The 15237-nt window shown below is 65.0% G+C and carries 16 protein-coding genes and 1 pseudogene; 8 read left to right on the forward strand and 9 right to left on the reverse strand.

The annotated features are described in order from the left end of the window. Window positions 1–127: 127 nt before the first annotated feature. Both C0Z18_RS05210 and ada read right to left on the reverse strand, forming a co-directional pair. Window positions 128–1060 carry a DNA-3-methyladenine glycosylase family protein gene (locus C0Z18_RS05210; RefSeq protein WP_233217032.1) on the reverse strand — a complete coding sequence of 311 codons (933 nt, stop codon included), beginning with the start codon at window positions 1058–1060 and terminating at the stop codon, window positions 128–130. Beyond that, window positions 1057–2172, reverse strand: coding sequence for a bifunctional DNA-binding transcriptional regulator/O6-methylguanine-DNA methyltransferase Ada (ada, locus tag C0Z18_RS05215; RefSeq protein WP_102644293.1), 1116 nt, complete (start codon window positions 2170–2172; stop codon window positions 1057–1059). Before ada ends, C0Z18_RS05210 begins: the two co-directional genes overlap by 4 nt. A 501-nt stretch (window positions 2173–2673) precedes the next feature. Between ada and C0Z18_RS05220 the strand changes: the two genes are divergently transcribed. Then, on the forward strand, window positions 2674–3099 hold the full coding sequence (locus C0Z18_RS05220; protein ID WP_102644346.1) for a VOC family protein: 426 nt from the start codon (window positions 2674–2676) through the stop codon (window positions 3097–3099). Between the two features lie 62 nt (window positions 3100–3161). Here the strand turns inward: C0Z18_RS05220 and C0Z18_RS05225 are convergent, their stop codons facing one another. Both C0Z18_RS05225 and sap1 read right to left on the reverse strand, forming a co-directional pair. Then, entirely contained in the window at window positions 3162–3716 is a 555-nt protein-coding gene (locus C0Z18_RS05225) for a YaeQ family protein (protein ID WP_102644294.1), read from the reverse strand. Window positions 3717–3883: 167 nt separating this feature from the next. Then, window positions 3884–4228, reverse strand: coding sequence for a surface attachment protein Sap1 (gene sap1, locus C0Z18_RS05230; protein ID WP_102644347.1), 345 nt, complete (start codon window positions 4226–4228; stop codon window positions 3884–3886). Window positions 4229–4800: 572 nt separating this feature from the next. On the opposite strand from sap1, the gene C0Z18_RS33150 reads away from it, so the two are divergent. After that, a complete protein-coding gene (locus tag C0Z18_RS33150) occupies window positions 4801–4968 on the forward strand; it encodes a hypothetical protein (protein ID WP_199189389.1) in 168 nt (55 codons plus the stop codon). Between the two features lie 32 nt (window positions 4969–5000). On the opposite strand, the gene hutG is transcribed toward C0Z18_RS33150, so the two are convergent. The 5 genes from hutG to C0Z18_RS05260 all read right to left on the reverse strand — a co-directional run bounded on the left by hutG (window position 5001) and on the right by C0Z18_RS05260 (window position 9046). Then, entirely contained in the window at window positions 5001–5996 is a 996-nt protein-coding gene (gene hutG / locus C0Z18_RS05240) for a formimidoylglutamase (protein WP_102644296.1), read from the reverse strand. Then, window positions 5993–6775: an amino acid ABC transporter ATP-binding protein gene (locus C0Z18_RS05245; protein ID WP_102644348.1), complete on the reverse strand. Its 783-nt coding sequence runs from the start codon at window positions 6773–6775 to the stop codon at window positions 5993–5995. The genes hutG and C0Z18_RS05245 overlap by 4 nt, the downstream gene beginning before the upstream one ends. Before the next feature lie 5 nt (window positions 6776–6780). Further along, window positions 6781–7449, reverse strand: coding sequence for an amino acid ABC transporter permease (locus C0Z18_RS05250; protein ID WP_102644297.1), 669 nt, complete (start codon window positions 7447–7449; stop codon window positions 6781–6783). Between the two features lie 60 nt (window positions 7450–7509). Beyond that, a complete protein-coding gene (locus C0Z18_RS05255) occupies window positions 7510–8226 on the reverse strand; it encodes a transporter substrate-binding domain-containing protein (protein ID WP_408646962.1) in 717 nt (238 codons plus the stop codon). 73 nt (window positions 8227–8299) lie between these two features. After that, window positions 8300–9046 carry an IclR family transcriptional regulator gene (locus C0Z18_RS05260; protein ID WP_102644299.1) on the reverse strand — a complete coding sequence of 249 codons (747 nt, stop codon included), beginning with the start codon at window positions 9044–9046 and terminating at the stop codon, window positions 8300–8302. A 378-nt stretch (window positions 9047–9424) separates the two neighbouring features. Between C0Z18_RS05260 and C0Z18_RS05265 the strand changes: the two genes are divergently transcribed. From C0Z18_RS05265 to C0Z18_RS05290, 6 genes and pseudogenes are all read left to right on the forward strand, one after another. Next, entirely contained in the window at window positions 9425–11089 is a 1665-nt protein-coding gene (locus C0Z18_RS05265; RefSeq protein WP_102644300.1) for a methyl-accepting chemotaxis protein, read from the forward strand. Between the two features lie 97 nt (window positions 11090–11186). Further along, a complete protein-coding gene (gene cysC / locus C0Z18_RS05270; RefSeq protein WP_102644349.1) occupies window positions 11187–11903 on the forward strand; it encodes an adenylyl-sulfate kinase in 717 nt (238 codons plus the stop codon). Next, on the forward strand, window positions 11890–12927 hold the full coding sequence (locus C0Z18_RS05275; RefSeq protein WP_102644350.1) for a DHH family phosphoesterase: 1038 nt from the start codon (window positions 11890–11892) through the stop codon (window positions 12925–12927). The genes cysC and C0Z18_RS05275 overlap by 14 nt, the downstream gene beginning before the upstream one ends. A 23-nt stretch (window positions 12928–12950) precedes the next feature. Beyond that, window positions 12951–14078: a sulfotransferase family protein gene (locus C0Z18_RS05280; RefSeq protein ID WP_102644301.1), complete on the forward strand. Its 1128-nt coding sequence runs from the start codon at window positions 12951–12953 to the stop codon at window positions 14076–14078. A gap of 128 nt (window positions 14079–14206) precedes the next feature. Then, entirely contained in the window at window positions 14207–14995 is a 789-nt protein-coding gene (locus C0Z18_RS05285; RefSeq protein ID WP_102644302.1) for a sulfite exporter TauE/SafE family protein, read from the forward strand. Between the two features lie 61 nt (window positions 14996–15056). Continuing rightward, window positions 15057–15237: pseudogene (locus tag C0Z18_RS05290) on the forward strand (sulfate adenylyltransferase subunit CysD); the annotation flags it as partial.

Below are 15237 nucleotides of genomic sequence, written 5' to 3' on the forward strand. Positions count from 1 at the left end.
TTTAACACCGTGCCGAGAACCTCGCTTGAAGCCAATGTGGGCTTGGGAAAGCGGCCGGTGGCGGATTCTGTGCGCGCGCCGCGGCACGACTGCGGCAGGTGGATTTTTCAACGCGATTTAGGCGCGCCTAGCCGCCGCGCTGACCGCCCGCGCGATCGGCGATTTCGTTCCACAAATGCATCGCCGCATAGGCGCGAAACGGGCGCCAGCGCTCGGTGCGCGCGCGCTGGGCAGGCGCCCGTGCGAGCGACGGATCGCGCGCGGCGATCGCCTGCATCAGGACGAGGTCGGTCGCAGGGAACGCGTCCACGTCGCGCCAGGCGCGCATCGCGATGTATTCGACGGTCCAAGGTCCGATTCCGGGCAACGCAAGCAGGGCCGAGCGCGCCTGCGCCAATGCCGCCGCCGGTATCCGGGCGGCGTGGATATCGTCGATCGGCACCTCGCCCGACGCGACGGCCCGCGCGAGGCCTTGCAACGCGGCGACGCGCTTGCCCGGCATGCCGATGTTCGCGAGGTCGGCAGCGGCGAGCGCGGCCGGGCTCGGGAAGCGCCAAGCCGTGCCGGGATGGGGGTGATCTTCGATGCGCGCGCCCGCTCGTACGACGAGCCGGCCGATCAGCGTCGTCGCGGCTTTGACGCTGACTTGCTGGCCGACGATCGCGCGTACGACGAGCTCGAACGCCGACCACGCGCCCGGCAGACGCAACCCCGGCGCGGTTTGCACGAGCGGCGCGAGCCAGGGATCGAGACCGAGGTGAGCGCCGATCAGTTTGGGGTCGGCGGCGACGTCGAACATCGTGGCGACGTGCGGCGCAAGGGCTTGCGCATGGCGTCCCGCCTCACCTTCGACCGTGACGACGAGCCGCTGCTTGCGCGGATGACGGGCGACGCCGAGCGTGCCGCTCGCGCCCGCCCATTCGATTGCTCGCCGGTAGGTTTCCTCCTCCACGGCTTCGACGCCGGGCGTCGCGCGTCCCGCGAAAAATCGCAGCACGCGCGCCCAGTCGTACGGTGCCTTGAACGGTAACTCGAAGCTCGTTGCGTGCGTCGTGCTCAAGCTGCGTCGTCCAAGTCGTGATGCGCTCCGGACAGGACGCCGCCGGACGCCGGCTCGATCGCCGCGCGCCGGGCTTCCGCGTCGAGCAATGCGGCTTTGCGCGCGAGCCCCCATCGATATCCCGCGAGCGAGCCGCCCTTTTGCAGCACGCGGTGGCAAGGAATCGCGAGCGCGACGGGGTTCGAGGCACACGCGCTCGCGACGGCGCGCACGGCGCGCGGCACGCCGAGCAGTTCGGCGATTTGCGTGTAACTGCGCGTCTCGCCGTAAGGAATGCGGCGCAGCGCATCCCATACCCTCTGACGAAACGCCGTCGTGCTGATATCGAGCGGCAAATCGAACGTTTCGCGCCGGCCATGCAGGTAGGCATCGATCTGATCGATGAACGGTGCGATGCGCGCGGGCGCTTCGACGAGTTCGGCCTTGAGGAACGCCTGGCGCATGGCTTGAACGAGCTCGGCCGCATCGTCGCCGAACGCGATCCGGCAAATGCCTCGTTCGGTGGCCGCCACGAGCACCTGGCCGAGCGTCGTCGCGGCGCTGGCGTAATACACGCGCAGCCCCGCCCCTTGTTTGCGGTAGACGGATGGCGTCATGCCCAGTTCGCCGGCGACGCTGTCGTATAGGCGCGACGGCGAATTGAAACCGGCGTCGAGCGCGGCGCGCGTGACGGCCTCTCCTCTTTGGAGCGCGTCGCGCAGGGCCGCGCCGCGCCGGGCCGCCTGGTACTCGCGCGGCGACACGCCGACCACGCGCTTGAACAGCCGCTGCAAATGGAATGGGCTCAGATGCACGGCTTCGCTGAGCTGCGCGAGCGTCAGCCGCGCTTGCGGGTCGGCGTCGAGCGCCGCGCAGGCGCGCTCGACAATGGCCAGCTCGCGCGGCAAGCCGTCGGGCCGGCACCGCTTGCAGGGACGAAAGCCCGCCGCGCGCGCCTCGTCGGCCGTGCCGTAGAAAGCGACGTTTTCACGACGCGGCATACGTGAGGCGCACGAGGGTCTGCAAAAAACGCCCGTCGTGGCGACGGCATAAAAGAACGCGCCGTCCGCCTGAGCGTCGCGATGGGTCACGGCGTCCCAGCGCTCGGTATCGGTTTGGTAGGCGGTATCCATGTGGGTCCTCGATGTTGGCTCGGTAGACGATGCCAACTTTATGCGTCCTCGCGGCGTCATGCGCGCCGAATGTTGCGGTCCAATTCCGGTTCTCTGCCGCGCATCGCCGGCTGTCCGATGCGGCCCCACAAGCCTCGCGCGACTCTAGAGCAAAGCCTCGAACGTCTTCTTGCCACGCCGGCGACGGTGCTCGGCCTCAGCGGCACGGGCGGGGCGCGCCCTCCTACGCTCGCGGAAAACGTTCGTTATTTTCCGTCATAAAAAAGATATTGCATTGCACCATCGACGTGTGTATAGTTGGAACTGTCTCCTCCATGTCTCCTCCTGATATGGATTCAGCCCGCCCACTAAGGCGGGCTTTTTTTTGCCCGCGCGCGGGACCGCCAAGCGCCGGGCGCCACGGCGCATCTTCGCTCGCGCGAAACCTTTGCCGTACACTCGACTCCATTGGACGCGCCGCTCACGTTCGCTGTGCGGCCGCTCGCCACGGAGGAATGCCCGATGAAGCCGACGATTCGCGAAATCGATCACGTCGTCATTCGTGCGACCGATCCCCAGGCTCTCGCGCGTTTTTATTGCGAAGCGCTGGGTTGCACCATCGAAAAAGAACAAGCCGATATCGGCCTCACGCAACTGCGTGCGGGACGGTCCATGATCGACTTGCTTGCGGCCGGCGCTTCGATCGACCGTGCCGAGAGCGGCGTGCCGGGCGCGGGACGCAATATGGACCACCTTTGTCTAAGGGTCGAGCATTACGACGCGGCGCAGTTGAGCGCGCATTTGACGGCGCACGGCGCCCGGCTCGGCCCCGAAGGGCGGCGGTACGGCGCCGACGGCTACGGACAATCGCTCTATCTGTTCGATCCCGAGGGCAATATGGTCGAACTCAAAGGGCCGCCCGAATCGGCCCGCGCAACGGCGCTGTGAGCGCCTAGGCCCGGCGCGGCCGGTACGCCGCGAACGCGCCGGCGCTTAGTACCTCGTGCACCTCACGCGCGCTGGCGCGCCTTTAGGACGGTCCACTGCAATTCGATCGGATCGGCGCGCTCGCTGCTGAGCCAAGCGGAGCCGTCTTGCACCGTGAATTGCAGGCGCATCGTGCGTTCGGCCAATTGGGCGAGCGCCTCGCCGACGCCTTCCGCGAGCGACCATACTTCCACGTTGCGCAGTCGCTCCACCTTCCCGCGCAGCCCGTCCCACCATATTTGCGACGTGCGGCCGCCGTACGCGATCACGTTCACGTGCTCGGATCGCCCGCTTGCTTTCGCGAGCCGCCGATCGTCGGGCTGGCCCACTTCGATCCACGTTTGAATCGCGCCGGTGAGGTCTTTTTCCCAGAGATCGGGCTCGTCGGTGTCCGACAGTCCCTTGGCGAGTTCGAGCCGCTCGCTCGCGAAAAACGCGAACGCGGCCAGACGCACCATCATCCGTTCGTCGGTTTCGGAGGGATGGCGAGCCACGGTCAGCGAATGATCGCTGTAGTAATGCCGATCCATGTCTGCGATTTGCAGCTCGGCTTTGTAAATCGTCGATTTGAGGGCCATGCGGCGTAGGATAGCTCGTCGTTTGTGCGAATCGATCGCGGGGCGGGAACGCAGCGTGCGCGATGCGCGCACGGCCGCTCTCGGCGCGTGATGATAGCGAAAAACGAGCGGGCCAACGCCAAGCGGCCCGGTTTCGCACCGGGCCGTTGTCGGAGGGAGTCAGCGGTTTATTGCTTGATGAATTCGGCGTGGGTCCACAAACCCTCGGTATCCTGGTTCGCCGCATTCACGAATTCGACGTCCCGGCCGACGACGCGTACGACCCGGAAATCGGCATGCTCGGGTGCGGACAAGCACTGGAATCCCGAGAAGAATTCCTGCATCTTTTGTCTTTCGCCCGCTTGCGCATGGCCATAGGCGGCATCGAGCTTATCTTTCGATAGGCAACCGTATGCATTCGCCTTGAATTGGAAAGTCTGTTGAGGCTTCAGGACATTGTCCTGCGCTTGCGCGATCGTCGCGGCGGCGGTCAACCCCACGATCATCAAAAGCATGCCGGCTCGCTTTTTCATATATGCCTCCATGCGGGTTTTCACGTAGGTTAGCTATGTATTTAAAGGCAATACAAAACCCGCGGTTTTCAGCGTAGAACATGCGTGTAAAAGAACAAGCACATCTTGTGTGCACTTGCAAAAGCGACGGATTGTCGCACCGCGTTTTCGCTCGTGCCCCGATGCCGTTTGACTGGCCGCAAGGCCTTGGCGCGCGGGGGCGCAGGCGAGCCGTAAGGCGGCGCCCCCGCACGGTGCAAGGCTCCCCGCCGGGTGCGGGCCGCGCACCGAAAACGAATTAAGTCGTTTAATAAATCAAAAAATCTTTTTGCGGCGCTGCAACTAAAGATTTTTTAGCGCCGATGCGGAAAACACGAAATAACGGTTTAGCTACAGGACAAAAACAGTGCCCGGTGCCATTGCGCGCGGTGGCCATTTTCGGCAGCCGTCCGGAAGCGGCGACTTACGTCATACCGATGAATGCGGGCAGTCCCACGAAAGCCGCACGACCGATCGCGCGAGGCGGACGACATGCGCTTAGAATGAATTTCACTTTCTCAGCTGACGCCTTGTACCGGCACGGGAGACTCATCGTGATCGAACGAGTGATTTTGGGTGTATTCCTCGTGCTGCCGCTATTGATCGTGGCGTTCCTATTTTCCGACGAGTTGTGGCAGGACCACCTGCGGCAAGCGCGCGATCCGGGCACGCGTCGCGTCGACTGGCGCCACCCGCTGCGGTCCCTGCTGCATCGGCATTGACGGGCTCATCGATAGCTGCCTGCGCCGCCGATTCAACTCGCGCTTGCCGATGCGCCGCCAGGCTCGCCCGACGAAAGCAGCCGATGAACGAGCCTTGCGGCCAAGCGCGCCGTCCGGTTGTCCTGATCGTATTGGGGGTTGTATTCGGCGATGTCGGCCACGCGTAATTTGGGCGACGCGCCGACACGCATGACCATCGCCTCGATCACGGCCGGCGGCACGCCCAACGCGGCAGGCGCCGATACTCCGGGCGCCGAGCCGGCGGGCAGCACGTCCAGGTCGATCGTCAGATAGACATCGTCGGCTGCCCCGATCAATCGATCCAACTGCTCGAGCCGCTCGCCGAGATGGCGTTCCTGCATGTCGGCGTCTAGCACGTAATACGCGCCGATTTCGCCGGCGCGCTCGAACAGCGCGCGCGTATTGGCCAGATCGTTGACACCGAAGCAGGCATACGTGAGCGCTGCCGCGCGCCGCTCGCAATCGCGCGCGATCTGGTCGAAGGGCGTTCCGGAGTTGCCGGGGCGCGTCGTGCGCAAGTCGAAATGCGCATCGAGATTGACGACGAGCAGCCGCGACGGCTCCGCCGCGCAGGCGCTCGCTCGCTCGTCCAGCCAAGCGCGCAGCCCGCTGTACGTGCCCCAGGCAAGCTCATGTCCCCCGCCGAGGACGATCGGCCGGCCGCCTTGGGCCAACACTCGATGCACGCGTTTGCCTAGCGCCGCTTGTGCGCCCTCGAGGTCCGCGCCCTCGCACACGATATCGCCGCCATCGAAGCACGCGCCGATGCGGTGCGCGGGCAGCCCCGCGAGCGCGCGGCGCAAGGCCCGCGGACCGTGCGCCGCACCGATGCGCCCCTGATTGCGGCGCACCCCCTCGTCGCAGGCGAAACCGATCAGCACGCTGCCGCCGCAAACGGGTGAGACGCCGTCGTAGGGCCGCACGTACTCGAATACACGGGCCGTGTCGCCGCGCTCGCCGGCGTCGCGGCGGCCGGTCCACACGCTCGGATCGAGTGCGACGCTCATGCGCGCGACAGCACGGCTTGCAAGAACGCGCGCGTGCGCGCCTGCGTGGGCGTCGAAAAGATCGTTTGCGGCGGCCCGGCTTCGACGATCGCGCCGCCGTCCATGACGACGACCACGTCGGCCACTTCTTTCGCGAATCCCATCTCATGCGTCACGACGACCATCGTCATGCCGTCGCTCGCGAGCATCTTCATCACTTGCAGCACTTCGCCGACGAGTTCGGGATCGAGCGCCGACGTCGGCTCGTCGAACAGCATCACGCGCGGGCGCATGGCCAGGGCGCGCGCGATCGCGACGCGCTGTTTTTGTCCACCGGACAAGCTGGCCGGCATGGCCTGCGCTTTGTGCGCGAGCCCCACTTTTTCGAGCAGCGCCATGGCCGCGTCGGCCGCTTGCGCCTTCGTCGCGCCGCGCAGCTTGCGCGGACCGAGCGTGACGTTTTCGAGTACGGACAAGTGCGGGAACAGGTTGAACGACTGAAACACCATCCCGACTTCCGTGCGCAATGCGTTGAGCGCGCGCTCCTCGAGCATGCGGCCCTGATCGAAGAGGCGATGTCCGCAGATATCGAGGATGCCGCTTTCGGGTTGCTCCAAGCCGTTGCAGCAGCGCAGGAAGGTGCTCTTGCCCGATCCGCTCGGCCCGATGACGACGACCACCTGCGAGGGCGCGACGTCGAAGTCGATCCCGTTCAATACGGTATGGGTGCCGAAGGACTTTTTCAGGCCGCGGATGCGGACGATCGGGGCGTCGCCACTGGCGGCGGCGGTTTGCGGCATGACGTTCATTGGACCATCCCTCCCGCCCGCAGCCGGCGCTCCGCGCGTTGCAGCAGGTAGTGCGTCGTGCTGGTGAGCACGAGATAGACGAACGCGATGACCACGTAGACCTCGAGCGAACGATACGAAACGCTGATTATTTTTTGGCCCTCGTGCATTAGATCGTCGATGGTCAGCAGCGAGACGAGCGCCGAGTTCTTGATCAACGCGATGAATTCGTTGCCGAGCGGCGGAATCATGCGCACGACCGCTTGCGGCAGTATCACCGTGCGCATCGCGAGTGAGGACGACATGCCGATCGAGCGCGCCGCCTCCATCTGCCCGCGATCGACCGACTGAATCGCACCGCGCACGATCTCGGAGACGTACGACGCCGAATACAGCCCGAGCCCGATTACGCCGCACACGAACGCGGGCAGCATGATGTCGAATTGCGGCAAGCCGAAAAAGAGCAGGAATAGCTGCACGAGCAACGGCGTACCGCGAAAGAACGTGACGTAGGCGCTGCAAGCGCCATACAAGAGCCTGCGTCGCGGCGTGAGGCGGCCGATGCCGATCGCCAAGCCGAGTGCGCAGCTCAAGACGAGCGCCGCGGCGGTGACCTCGATCGTCACGGCGGCGCCGTGCGCAATGTCGGTCCAGCCCGCGAAAACGGGGGAAAAGTCGAGAGGCATGAGCAATCGAATCCTAGAGTTGCGCTCGAGGCCGCGCCATGGCGCAGCCCTGTCACGGCATTACTTGCTGCTGAACCACTTTTTGACGATCGCGGCGTACGTCCCGTCGGCCTTGATTTTTTCGAGCGCGCGATTGAGCGCGTCGCGCAGTTGCGGCTCGTCCTTGCGCACTGCGATGCCGTACTTTTCCGTCGTCAGTTGTTCGTCGAGCACGCGAAAGCCTGTGCGCGTCCGCGCGAACTGATAGGCGGCCGGCTTGCCGGTGACGGCCGCATCGGCGCGCCCTACGCCGACGAGATCGAACATCTCTTGGTTCTTTTCCACTTCGACGCGCTGTACCTGCGGGTAGTGCGCCTGCAGGAAGTTCACCGACTTCGTTCCCACCTGGACGCTGACCTTCTTGCCGTTCAAATCGGCCAGGGTTTTGATCGGCGAATCGGTCTTCACGAGCGCGACCAGACCGCCCGCGTAGTAGGGCTCGGTAAAGTCGACGACTTGCGCGCGCTCCGGCGTGATGTAGATCGCGGAGATCGCAATGTCGAAGCGGTGCGCGACGAGACCGGGAACGAGTCCTTTGAAATCGATGTCGGTCCATTGCACCTCTTTGCCCATCGCGTGTGCGAGCGCGTTCATGAGATCCACGTCGAAGCCTGCGCGCGCGCCGTTTTCCGTGTACTCCATCGGCGGGAACGTGGCATCGGTGGCCACCTTCAGCGCGTCGGCGTCGGCGGCGCGCGCGCCGTGCGCGGTGGCGCCGAGCGCGAGGGCCGCGGACATGAGCAGTGCGGCGACGAGGCGGGTCGATTTCATGGTTGGTCTCCTTTCAATGACTTCGGTGACGAGGGAACGGTCAATCGGATTGCAGCCGGCGGGAAATTTCGCGGGCGCTGCTGCGCGTCGCGTCGATCAACATGGCCTCGCGCCCCGGCACGCGCGTGACCGGCACCATCAACGTGATCGAGGCGACGCTTTCGCTCGCGCGGGCCGAACGCGCGAAGATCGGCGCGCTGACGCCCCACACGCCCGGGTCGACTTCGCTATCGCTGACGACATAGCCGTGCTCGCGGATCGTCGCCAATTGATCGGTCAACGCGAGCCGGCCCGATGGGTCGTCGGCGAACATGGCGTCGAGTATTTGGGCGCAGCGGCGCTCGTTCATGAACGCGAGCAGCGATTTCGCCGAGGCCCCGGCCCTGAGCGGGACCGCGCGGCCTTTTTCGAACGAGCAGCGAAGCGAATGCAGGCTCTCGATCATCTCGAGGCAAATGACCTGCTCCTTGACCGCGACCACGAGTCCGACGCTTTCTCCCGACGCGTGGGCCAGGCGTTGCATGGCGCCGCGGCTGGCGTCCACCAAGTGCGAGCCCAGATCGAACGAGAGCGCCAGTTGCAAGCTGACGGGCCCGGGCGCATAGCGCCCGCCGTCCTCGGAGACGAAACCCCAGCGCTTGAGCAGCGCGATCTGCCGATAGAGCGTGCTTTGCGCGAGCCCCGTCTCGCCGGCGAGTTCGCGCACCGACATTGCTTTGCCGCGACGAGCGAGCGAGGCGAGGACGAGCAAGATGCGCTCGGCGCCGGTCCCAGGGGCGTCCTGCATGACGGATCGGTCCGTACAAAAAGATGACGGTCCTAGAATGCCTGACTATTCCCACGAAAGAAAAATCACATTCCCATCGAACGGGAGTTCGGCCGGAGGGGTTTACACCTAGCAGCGGCCATAGAGGGACATTGTCGCGGATCAAATTCGGGGCCGCGCCCCCGTTCTATCGTCATCGGTTCGGCCCTAGTATTAGTCATACTTAAAAGAATTGGGTCCAGATCGGCTTCCAACTATATCGTCATATAAAACGTTTTCATCCGATAAATCACTTAAGGCTTTCTACGCATATGCCGTTCACGGGCCTTGTGACCGGTGCTATCGGGGATGGCACCCGCGGACGGTGAGAGACGTCCTTTTATTAGAGGTAGCAAAGACATGAACTTCACCCATATGAAGGTGGCGAGCCGATTGGGAATCGGCTTTGCGCTGGTTTCGATCCTGCTCGCCCTCGTGACGGCATTCGCGCTCGTGCGCATGTCGGAGCTCGAGACGTCGATGATCGATATCACCGACGTCAATGCCGTCGAGGCGACGCTCGCGAACCGGCTCGACGAGAGCATTTCGAATCGGGCGCTCGCCTTGCGTAACCTGATTTTGCTGCAGGCGGATCAACAAGACCAAGTAGCGATCGAAACGAAGCGTTTCGACGAAGAAACGCAGGCCTATGACGCGAGCCGCGAAAAACTCGCAAGCATGTTCGCCGGGGCGGACACGATGCCCGAGGAAAGAGCCCTACTGAACCAAATCAACGAACAAGGCGCGCTTGCCCTACCGATGATGCTCCGCGCCAAGGCGCTCGCGCTCGCGGGGCAGCGCGACGAGGCGTATCACTTGCTGCGGTTCGAGTTGCGGCCGGTTCAGGCGAAGTGGTGGGGCTACGTACGGCAACTGCGCACGATGGAACACAAGCAAAACGACGCGCTCACCGCGGAGGCGAAGGCATCGTACGCGACGAGCCGCCTCGGCATCTTGGCGCTCGCGATCGCCGCGCTCGTCGTCAGCATCGTCTCGGCGTGGCTGATCACGCGCGGCATCATCAAGCAACTGGGCGGCGAGCCCGCCGATGCCGCCGATGCCGCCGATCGCGTCGCGGCCGGCGACCTGACGACCGAAGTCTATGTGAGGAGCGGCGACAGCACGAGCCTCATGCATGCGATGAAGACGATGCGTACGAGCCTCGTGGGCATCGTGAGCCAGGTGCACGTGAGCACCGGCGCGATCGCATCGGCCGCGGGGCAGATCGCGAGCGGCAACCTCGATTTGTCCTCGCGTACCGAAGAGCAAGCGGCTTCGCTCGAGCAAACCGCGGCGTCGATGGAGGAGCTCACCGCGACGGTCAAGCGCAACTCCGAGCACGCACGCCAAGCCAACGAGTTGGCCGCGTCGGCCTCGGACGTTTCCGAGCGTGCCGGCAGCGTCGTCTCCGAGGTCGTGCAGACGATGGGCGCGATCAATCAGGCCTCGCAAAAGATCGTCGAAATCATCGGCGTGATCGACGGCATCGCCTTCCAGACCAACATCCTCGCGCTGAACGCGGCCGTCGAAGCGGCCCGTGCGGGCGAACAAGGCCGCGGCTTCGCCGTCGTGGCGTCCGAGGTGCGCTCGCTCGCGCAGCGTTCGGCCACGGCTGCCAAGGAAATCAAGGCGCTGATCGGCGGCTCCGTCGAACAGGTCGAACTGGGCAACCGTCTCGTGGACGAAGCGGGCAACACCATGCGCGAGGTCGTGGGCAGCGTCAAGCGCGTGACGTCGATCATGGGCGAGATCATGAACGCGAGCGAAGAGCAGGCCACCGGCATCGAACAAATCAACTTGGCGCTCACGCAAATGGACCAGGTGACCCAGCAAAACGCGGCGCTTGTCGAAGAAGCGGCTGCCGCCGCGGAGTCGATGCGCGAGCAGGCCGGCGCGCTCGTCGAGGCGGTCAGCGTGTTCAAGCTGCGAGAAGGTGCTGCGGGCGGCGCGACGCGCGCGCGGATAGCCTCGTCCCCGCGCGCCCGATCCACCGCGGATGCGCGCCTCGTCTATGAGCCGGCCTGATTCGACACGAACATCGCCGCCCACCGAGCAAACGTTTGCAGCGCGCCATGCGCCTTCGACGAGTGCCGGCCCGATAGAACGAATGGAGATGCGATCCATGGAAGAACAAGGCTCGGTTTGCGGTACGCAGCAGCGTGCGCCTGCTTGCGGGCCCGATACCCAGGGCGATCGAGCGCGGTACGTTCACGCGCCCGATGCGCCGGCTAATGTGTTTCGCCATATCGGGGCGCTGTCCGACGAGGCGCGCGCCCTGCAATTCGGGCATCCGCCCATGACGTTTTGGCTGACCGGTTTGAGCGGCGCCGGCAAATCGACGATCGCGTTCGATTTCGAGCAATGGCTCAGGCAGGAACGGCGTCCGTGCGTCGTGCTCGACGGCGACGATCTGCGCTCGGGTTTGAGCCGCGATCTGGGCTTCTCGGACAGCGATCGGCGCGAAAACATCCGCCGCACCGCGGAGGTCGCTCGCATGATGAACGATGCGGGTCTCGTGGTCGTCATCTCGCTCGTCTCTCCGTTGCGCGACGATCGCGCGGCGGCGCGCGCCATCATCGGCGAGGCCCGCTTCGTCGAGGTGTACGTGAGCACGTCGCTGCAAGTATGCGAAGCGCGCGACCCGAAGGGGCTCTATCGCAAGGCACGCAGTGGCGAGTTGCGGCAGTTCACGGGTGTGAGCGCACCTTACGAGACGCCGCTCGCGCCGGCTTTGACGGTCGATACGGCGCAGTTGCGACCGGGCGGTGCCGTGGCGTTGCTGCGTGCTTATCTCGCGCGCCGCGACGCGAGCCACGGAGGCGGCGATGGCATCGACTGATTCGACGGAACGGGCGCCGCAGGCATACGACGTATTCAACGGCGACGCCGACGGCTTGTGCGCGCTGCACCAGTTGCGGCTCGCGACACCGCGCGATGCCGTGATCGTCACGGGCGTGAAGCGCGATGTCGGGCTGCTGTCCCGCGTGCCGTTGGAGGCGGAAATCGACGTGACCGTGCTCGATATCTCGCTCGATGCGAACGTGCAATCGCTTAGGGCACTGCTCGATGCGGGTGCGCGCATTGCCTACTACGATCACCACGCGGCGAGCCATGCGTTCGCTCACCCGAGGCTGCGATTCGAGTGGGACGATTCGCCGCGCGTATGCACGAGCTTGATCGTCGATCGCACCTTGGGTGGACGGTATCGGCCTTGGGCCATCGTGGGCGCGTTCGGCGACAACCTCGATGCCACCGCTCGTTCACTCGCGCTGACGCATGGCATGAAGGAGCACGCGATCGAATCGTTACGAACGCTGGGGCGCACGCTCAACTACAACGCGTACGGCGAGACGATCGACGATCTGCGCATTCGCCCCGATGAGTTGTATCGCGCGCTGCATGCGTTTGCCGATCCGCTGGATTTCATCGAAGCCGCGCCGTGCTTTACCGACCTCACGCAGGGTTACCGCGACGACCTGGCCCACGCCGACGCGCTCGCGCCGTATCGGAGCGGCGACGCCTGCGCGCTCTACGTGCTGCCGAACGAGCCTTGGGCGAGGCGCATCTCGGGCACGTTCGCCAACCGGCTCTGCGACGGTGGCGGCGAGCGCTCGTTCGCAGTCCTAACGGAGCGTGCGGACGGTTCGTATTGCGTCAGCGTCCGGTCGGCGCGCCCCGATGGGCGCCCGGCCAACCTATTGTGCGAAGGCTTCGAGAGCGGTGGCGGGCGACGGGCGGCGGCGGGCGTGAACGTGCTGCCTGCCGAGCGGCTCGATGCATTCGCCGAGGCGTTTTTCAACTATTTCACGACCGATGCGTGGGGCGGACCGGGTCCGCACGGCAGCGCGGAAGTCAGAAGCTAGCAATAAGAAGTGAGGATTCGACCATGAGCGTTGAACGAGATCGGGCGCCGGCCCAAGCGCGGCCCCGGCCGGTATTGATGATTCCGCTGCGTCGTTGCGGAAGCCATGCACTGCGATTGAGATTGAATTTCAATCCCGACTTCTATTCACCCTATCCGCTGCACATCGTCGATTTCATGCCGATCGTGCCGTTGTACGGCAACCTCGAGGACGATCGCGCCTATTTCCGGTTGGTGAGCGACGTCGTGGGACTGCAAGCGGCGAGCATGGTCAAGTGGCCGGGCATCGTGTTCGACCCGGTGGATATCTTCGAAGCGATTCGCCACGAGCCGCGCAGCGTTCACCGTGTCGTATGGGAACTGCTGCTGCGCGCCGGCGAGCAGCGCGGCGCGCGCGTGGTGATGGACAAGTCGCTGGACAGCGTGCACTACGCCGATTCGCTGATGCGGCAATTTCCCGACATGCTGTTCCTGAACGTCGTGCGCGACCCGCGCGCGCAGATCGCGTCGATGAACAAAGCGATCATTCACGACTTCGATACGCTGCTGAATACGCATACCTGGCTCGAGGCGCATCGCGCGGCCGATGCGGTGTTGGCCGAGTACCCGGAGCGGACGATGACGATCCGCTACGAAGACTTCTTGGCCGATGAGCAAGCCGTGCTCAAGCAGGTTTGCTCATTCTTCGGCATCGCGTTCTTGCCGGGCATGGTGGACGTCTCGCGTTCGCAGGAGGCCCAGCAGATCTCGCGCATGTCGGCGCTGTGGTCGAGCAATTGTTTTGCCCCGATCGCGACGAATATCGACAAGTACAAGAAGGTGCTGTCGATGGACGAGATCGCGGTGATCGAGACGCTGACGAGCGACTACATGCGGCGTTACGGCTACGAGCGCATGACCGGTGCGACGGCGAAGATCGACGCCGCGGCGTTCGACGCAGCGCGTGTAGCGTCCGACGCGGCTCGCGAGCGCGCGTGGGAGACGCTCGAACGCACCAACTTCCGCGACTTCGCGCTGCGGCGCCACCGTGCCGAATACCTCGCTTCGGTACGCGCGCGCATGCAGCAATGCGCGCAAGCGCGCACGCAACGATCGGATTGCGCGCCCGTCAAGTTGGACGAGTTGATCGAAGCGTTCGAAGTGACAGACTAACGAACGGCTGCGCGAGAACGCCACTCGCCAACCTAAATAAAAGCATCGAGACCTGCCGCATGTATCGGTGCGCGCGCAAGGCGCGCACCGGCCTGACGGACGGCCGTGCAACCTGAGAGAAACAACTTATGCCGATCGCAATCACCTTGCAGACGCAGATCATGCTGGCCGCGCTATCGGGCTTATCGATCGGCTTCGCGCTGGGGCTCATCGGCGGCGGCGCCGGCACGTTGTCGGTGCCGCTGCTCCTTTACGTCGTCAAAGTCGGCGACCCGCACGTCGCCATCGGCACGACCGCCGCCGCGATCGCCGTCACGGGGCTCGTGAACCTCGTGACTTACGCACGCGCCGGCCTCGTGCGGTGGCGCACGAGCATGATATTCGCCGCGGCGGGTGTGGGCGGCGCATTCGGCGGCTCGCGCTGGTCTCTGCACGTGGACGGCGGTGCCCTGATGCTGTTGCTGGCGACGATCGTCGCGCTCGTCGCCGTGCTCATGCTCGTGCGCACGCAGGGCGCCCCCGTTGCGGCAACGGCGCCGGCGCTCTCCGGAGCAGGTTTCGCCACGGCCGGCGCGGGCGCGTGCGTGGGCGGCGTGGCGGGCTTTTTCGGCATCAGCGGCGGCTTTTTGTCGGTGCCTGCCCTGCACTTCATCGCGCGGGTGCCGATGCTCGAAGCCGTGGCGTCGTCGCTCGTTTCCGTCGTCGTATTCGGGACCACCACGGCCGTTAATTACGCGGTGGCCGGCAAGGTCGATTTGCCGCTCGCCGCGGCGCTCGTGGCGGGGGGCGTGGTAGGCGGGCATGGCGGCATTCGCGTCGCGAAAGCCATTGCGGTGAAGGGCCATGCGCTGCGGCGTGTGTTCGCCATGTTGCTGCTCGCCATCGCGGCCTATATCGCCTACCGAAGCATGCGCTAACCGCCGCTAGTGGCTCATTGGATCACCCCCACATTCATCATCGAAAGCGAAGAGACCGATCATGTCTACCCTCCTAGATCCCGCCGAAGCGGCGGCTACGCCCGTCACCGCGCCGCGCATGGACCATCTCGACTGGCTCGAGGCGGAATCGATTCACATCCTGCGCGAGCTCGTGGCCGAATGCAGCAAGCCGGCGTTGCTGTTCTCGGGCGGCAAGGATTCCGTCGTCGTGCTGCACCTGG

This window comes from Trinickia dabaoshanensis (assembly GCF_002879885.1).
In the GTDB taxonomy this organism is placed as follows: Bacteria; Pseudomonadota; Gammaproteobacteria; order Burkholderiales; family Burkholderiaceae; genus Trinickia; species Trinickia dabaoshanensis.

What these genes read in the sequence shown, in the direction of transcription:
- ada (WP_102644293.1), bottom strand. Translation starts at nt 2,172, where the DNA reads ATGGATACCGCCTACCAAACCGATACCGAGCGCTGGGACGCCGTGACC.
- C0Z18_RS05220 (WP_102644346.1), top strand. Translation starts at nt 2,674, where the DNA reads ATGAAGCCGACGATTCGCGAAATCGATCACGTCGTCATTCGTGCGACC.
- C0Z18_RS05225 (WP_102644294.1), bottom strand. Translation starts at nt 3,716, where the DNA reads ATGGCCCTCAAATCGACGATTTACAAAGCCGAGCTGCAAATCGCAGAC.
- sap1 (WP_102644347.1), bottom strand. Translation starts at nt 4,228, where the DNA reads ATGAAAAAGCGAGCCGGCATGCTTTTGATGATCGTGGGGTTGACCGCC.
- hutG (WP_102644296.1), bottom strand. Translation starts at nt 5,996, where the DNA reads ATGAGCGTCGCACTCGATCCGAGCGTGTGGACCGGCCGCCGCGACGCC.
- C0Z18_RS05245 (WP_102644348.1), bottom strand. Translation starts at nt 6,775, where the DNA reads ATGCCGCAAACCGCCGCCGCCAGTGGCGACGCCCCGATCGTCCGCATC.
- C0Z18_RS05250 (WP_102644297.1), bottom strand. Translation starts at nt 7,449, where the DNA reads ATGCCTCTCGACTTTTCCCCCGTTTTCGCGGGCTGGACCGACATTGCG.
- C0Z18_RS05255 (WP_408646962.1), bottom strand. Translation starts at nt 8,226, where the DNA reads ATGTCCGCGGCCCTCGCGCTCGGCGCCACCGCGCACGGCGCGCGCGCC.
- C0Z18_RS05260 (WP_102644299.1), bottom strand. Translation starts at nt 9,046, where the DNA reads ATGCAGGACGCCCCTGGGACCGGCGCCGAGCGCATCTTGCTCGTCCTC.
- C0Z18_RS05265 (WP_102644300.1), top strand. Translation starts at nt 9,425, where the DNA reads ATGAACTTCACCCATATGAAGGTGGCGAGCCGATTGGGAATCGGCTTT.
- cysC (WP_102644349.1), top strand. Translation starts at nt 11,187, where the DNA reads ATGGAAGAACAAGGCTCGGTTTGCGGTACGCAGCAGCGTGCGCCTGCT.
- C0Z18_RS05275 (WP_102644350.1), top strand. Translation starts at nt 11,890, where the DNA reads ATGGCATCGACTGATTCGACGGAACGGGCGCCGCAGGCATACGACGTA.
- C0Z18_RS05280 (WP_102644301.1), top strand. Translation starts at nt 12,951, where the DNA reads ATGAGCGTTGAACGAGATCGGGCGCCGGCCCAAGCGCGGCCCCGGCCG.
- C0Z18_RS05285 (WP_102644302.1), top strand. Translation starts at nt 14,207, where the DNA reads ATGCCGATCGCAATCACCTTGCAGACGCAGATCATGCTGGCCGCGCTA.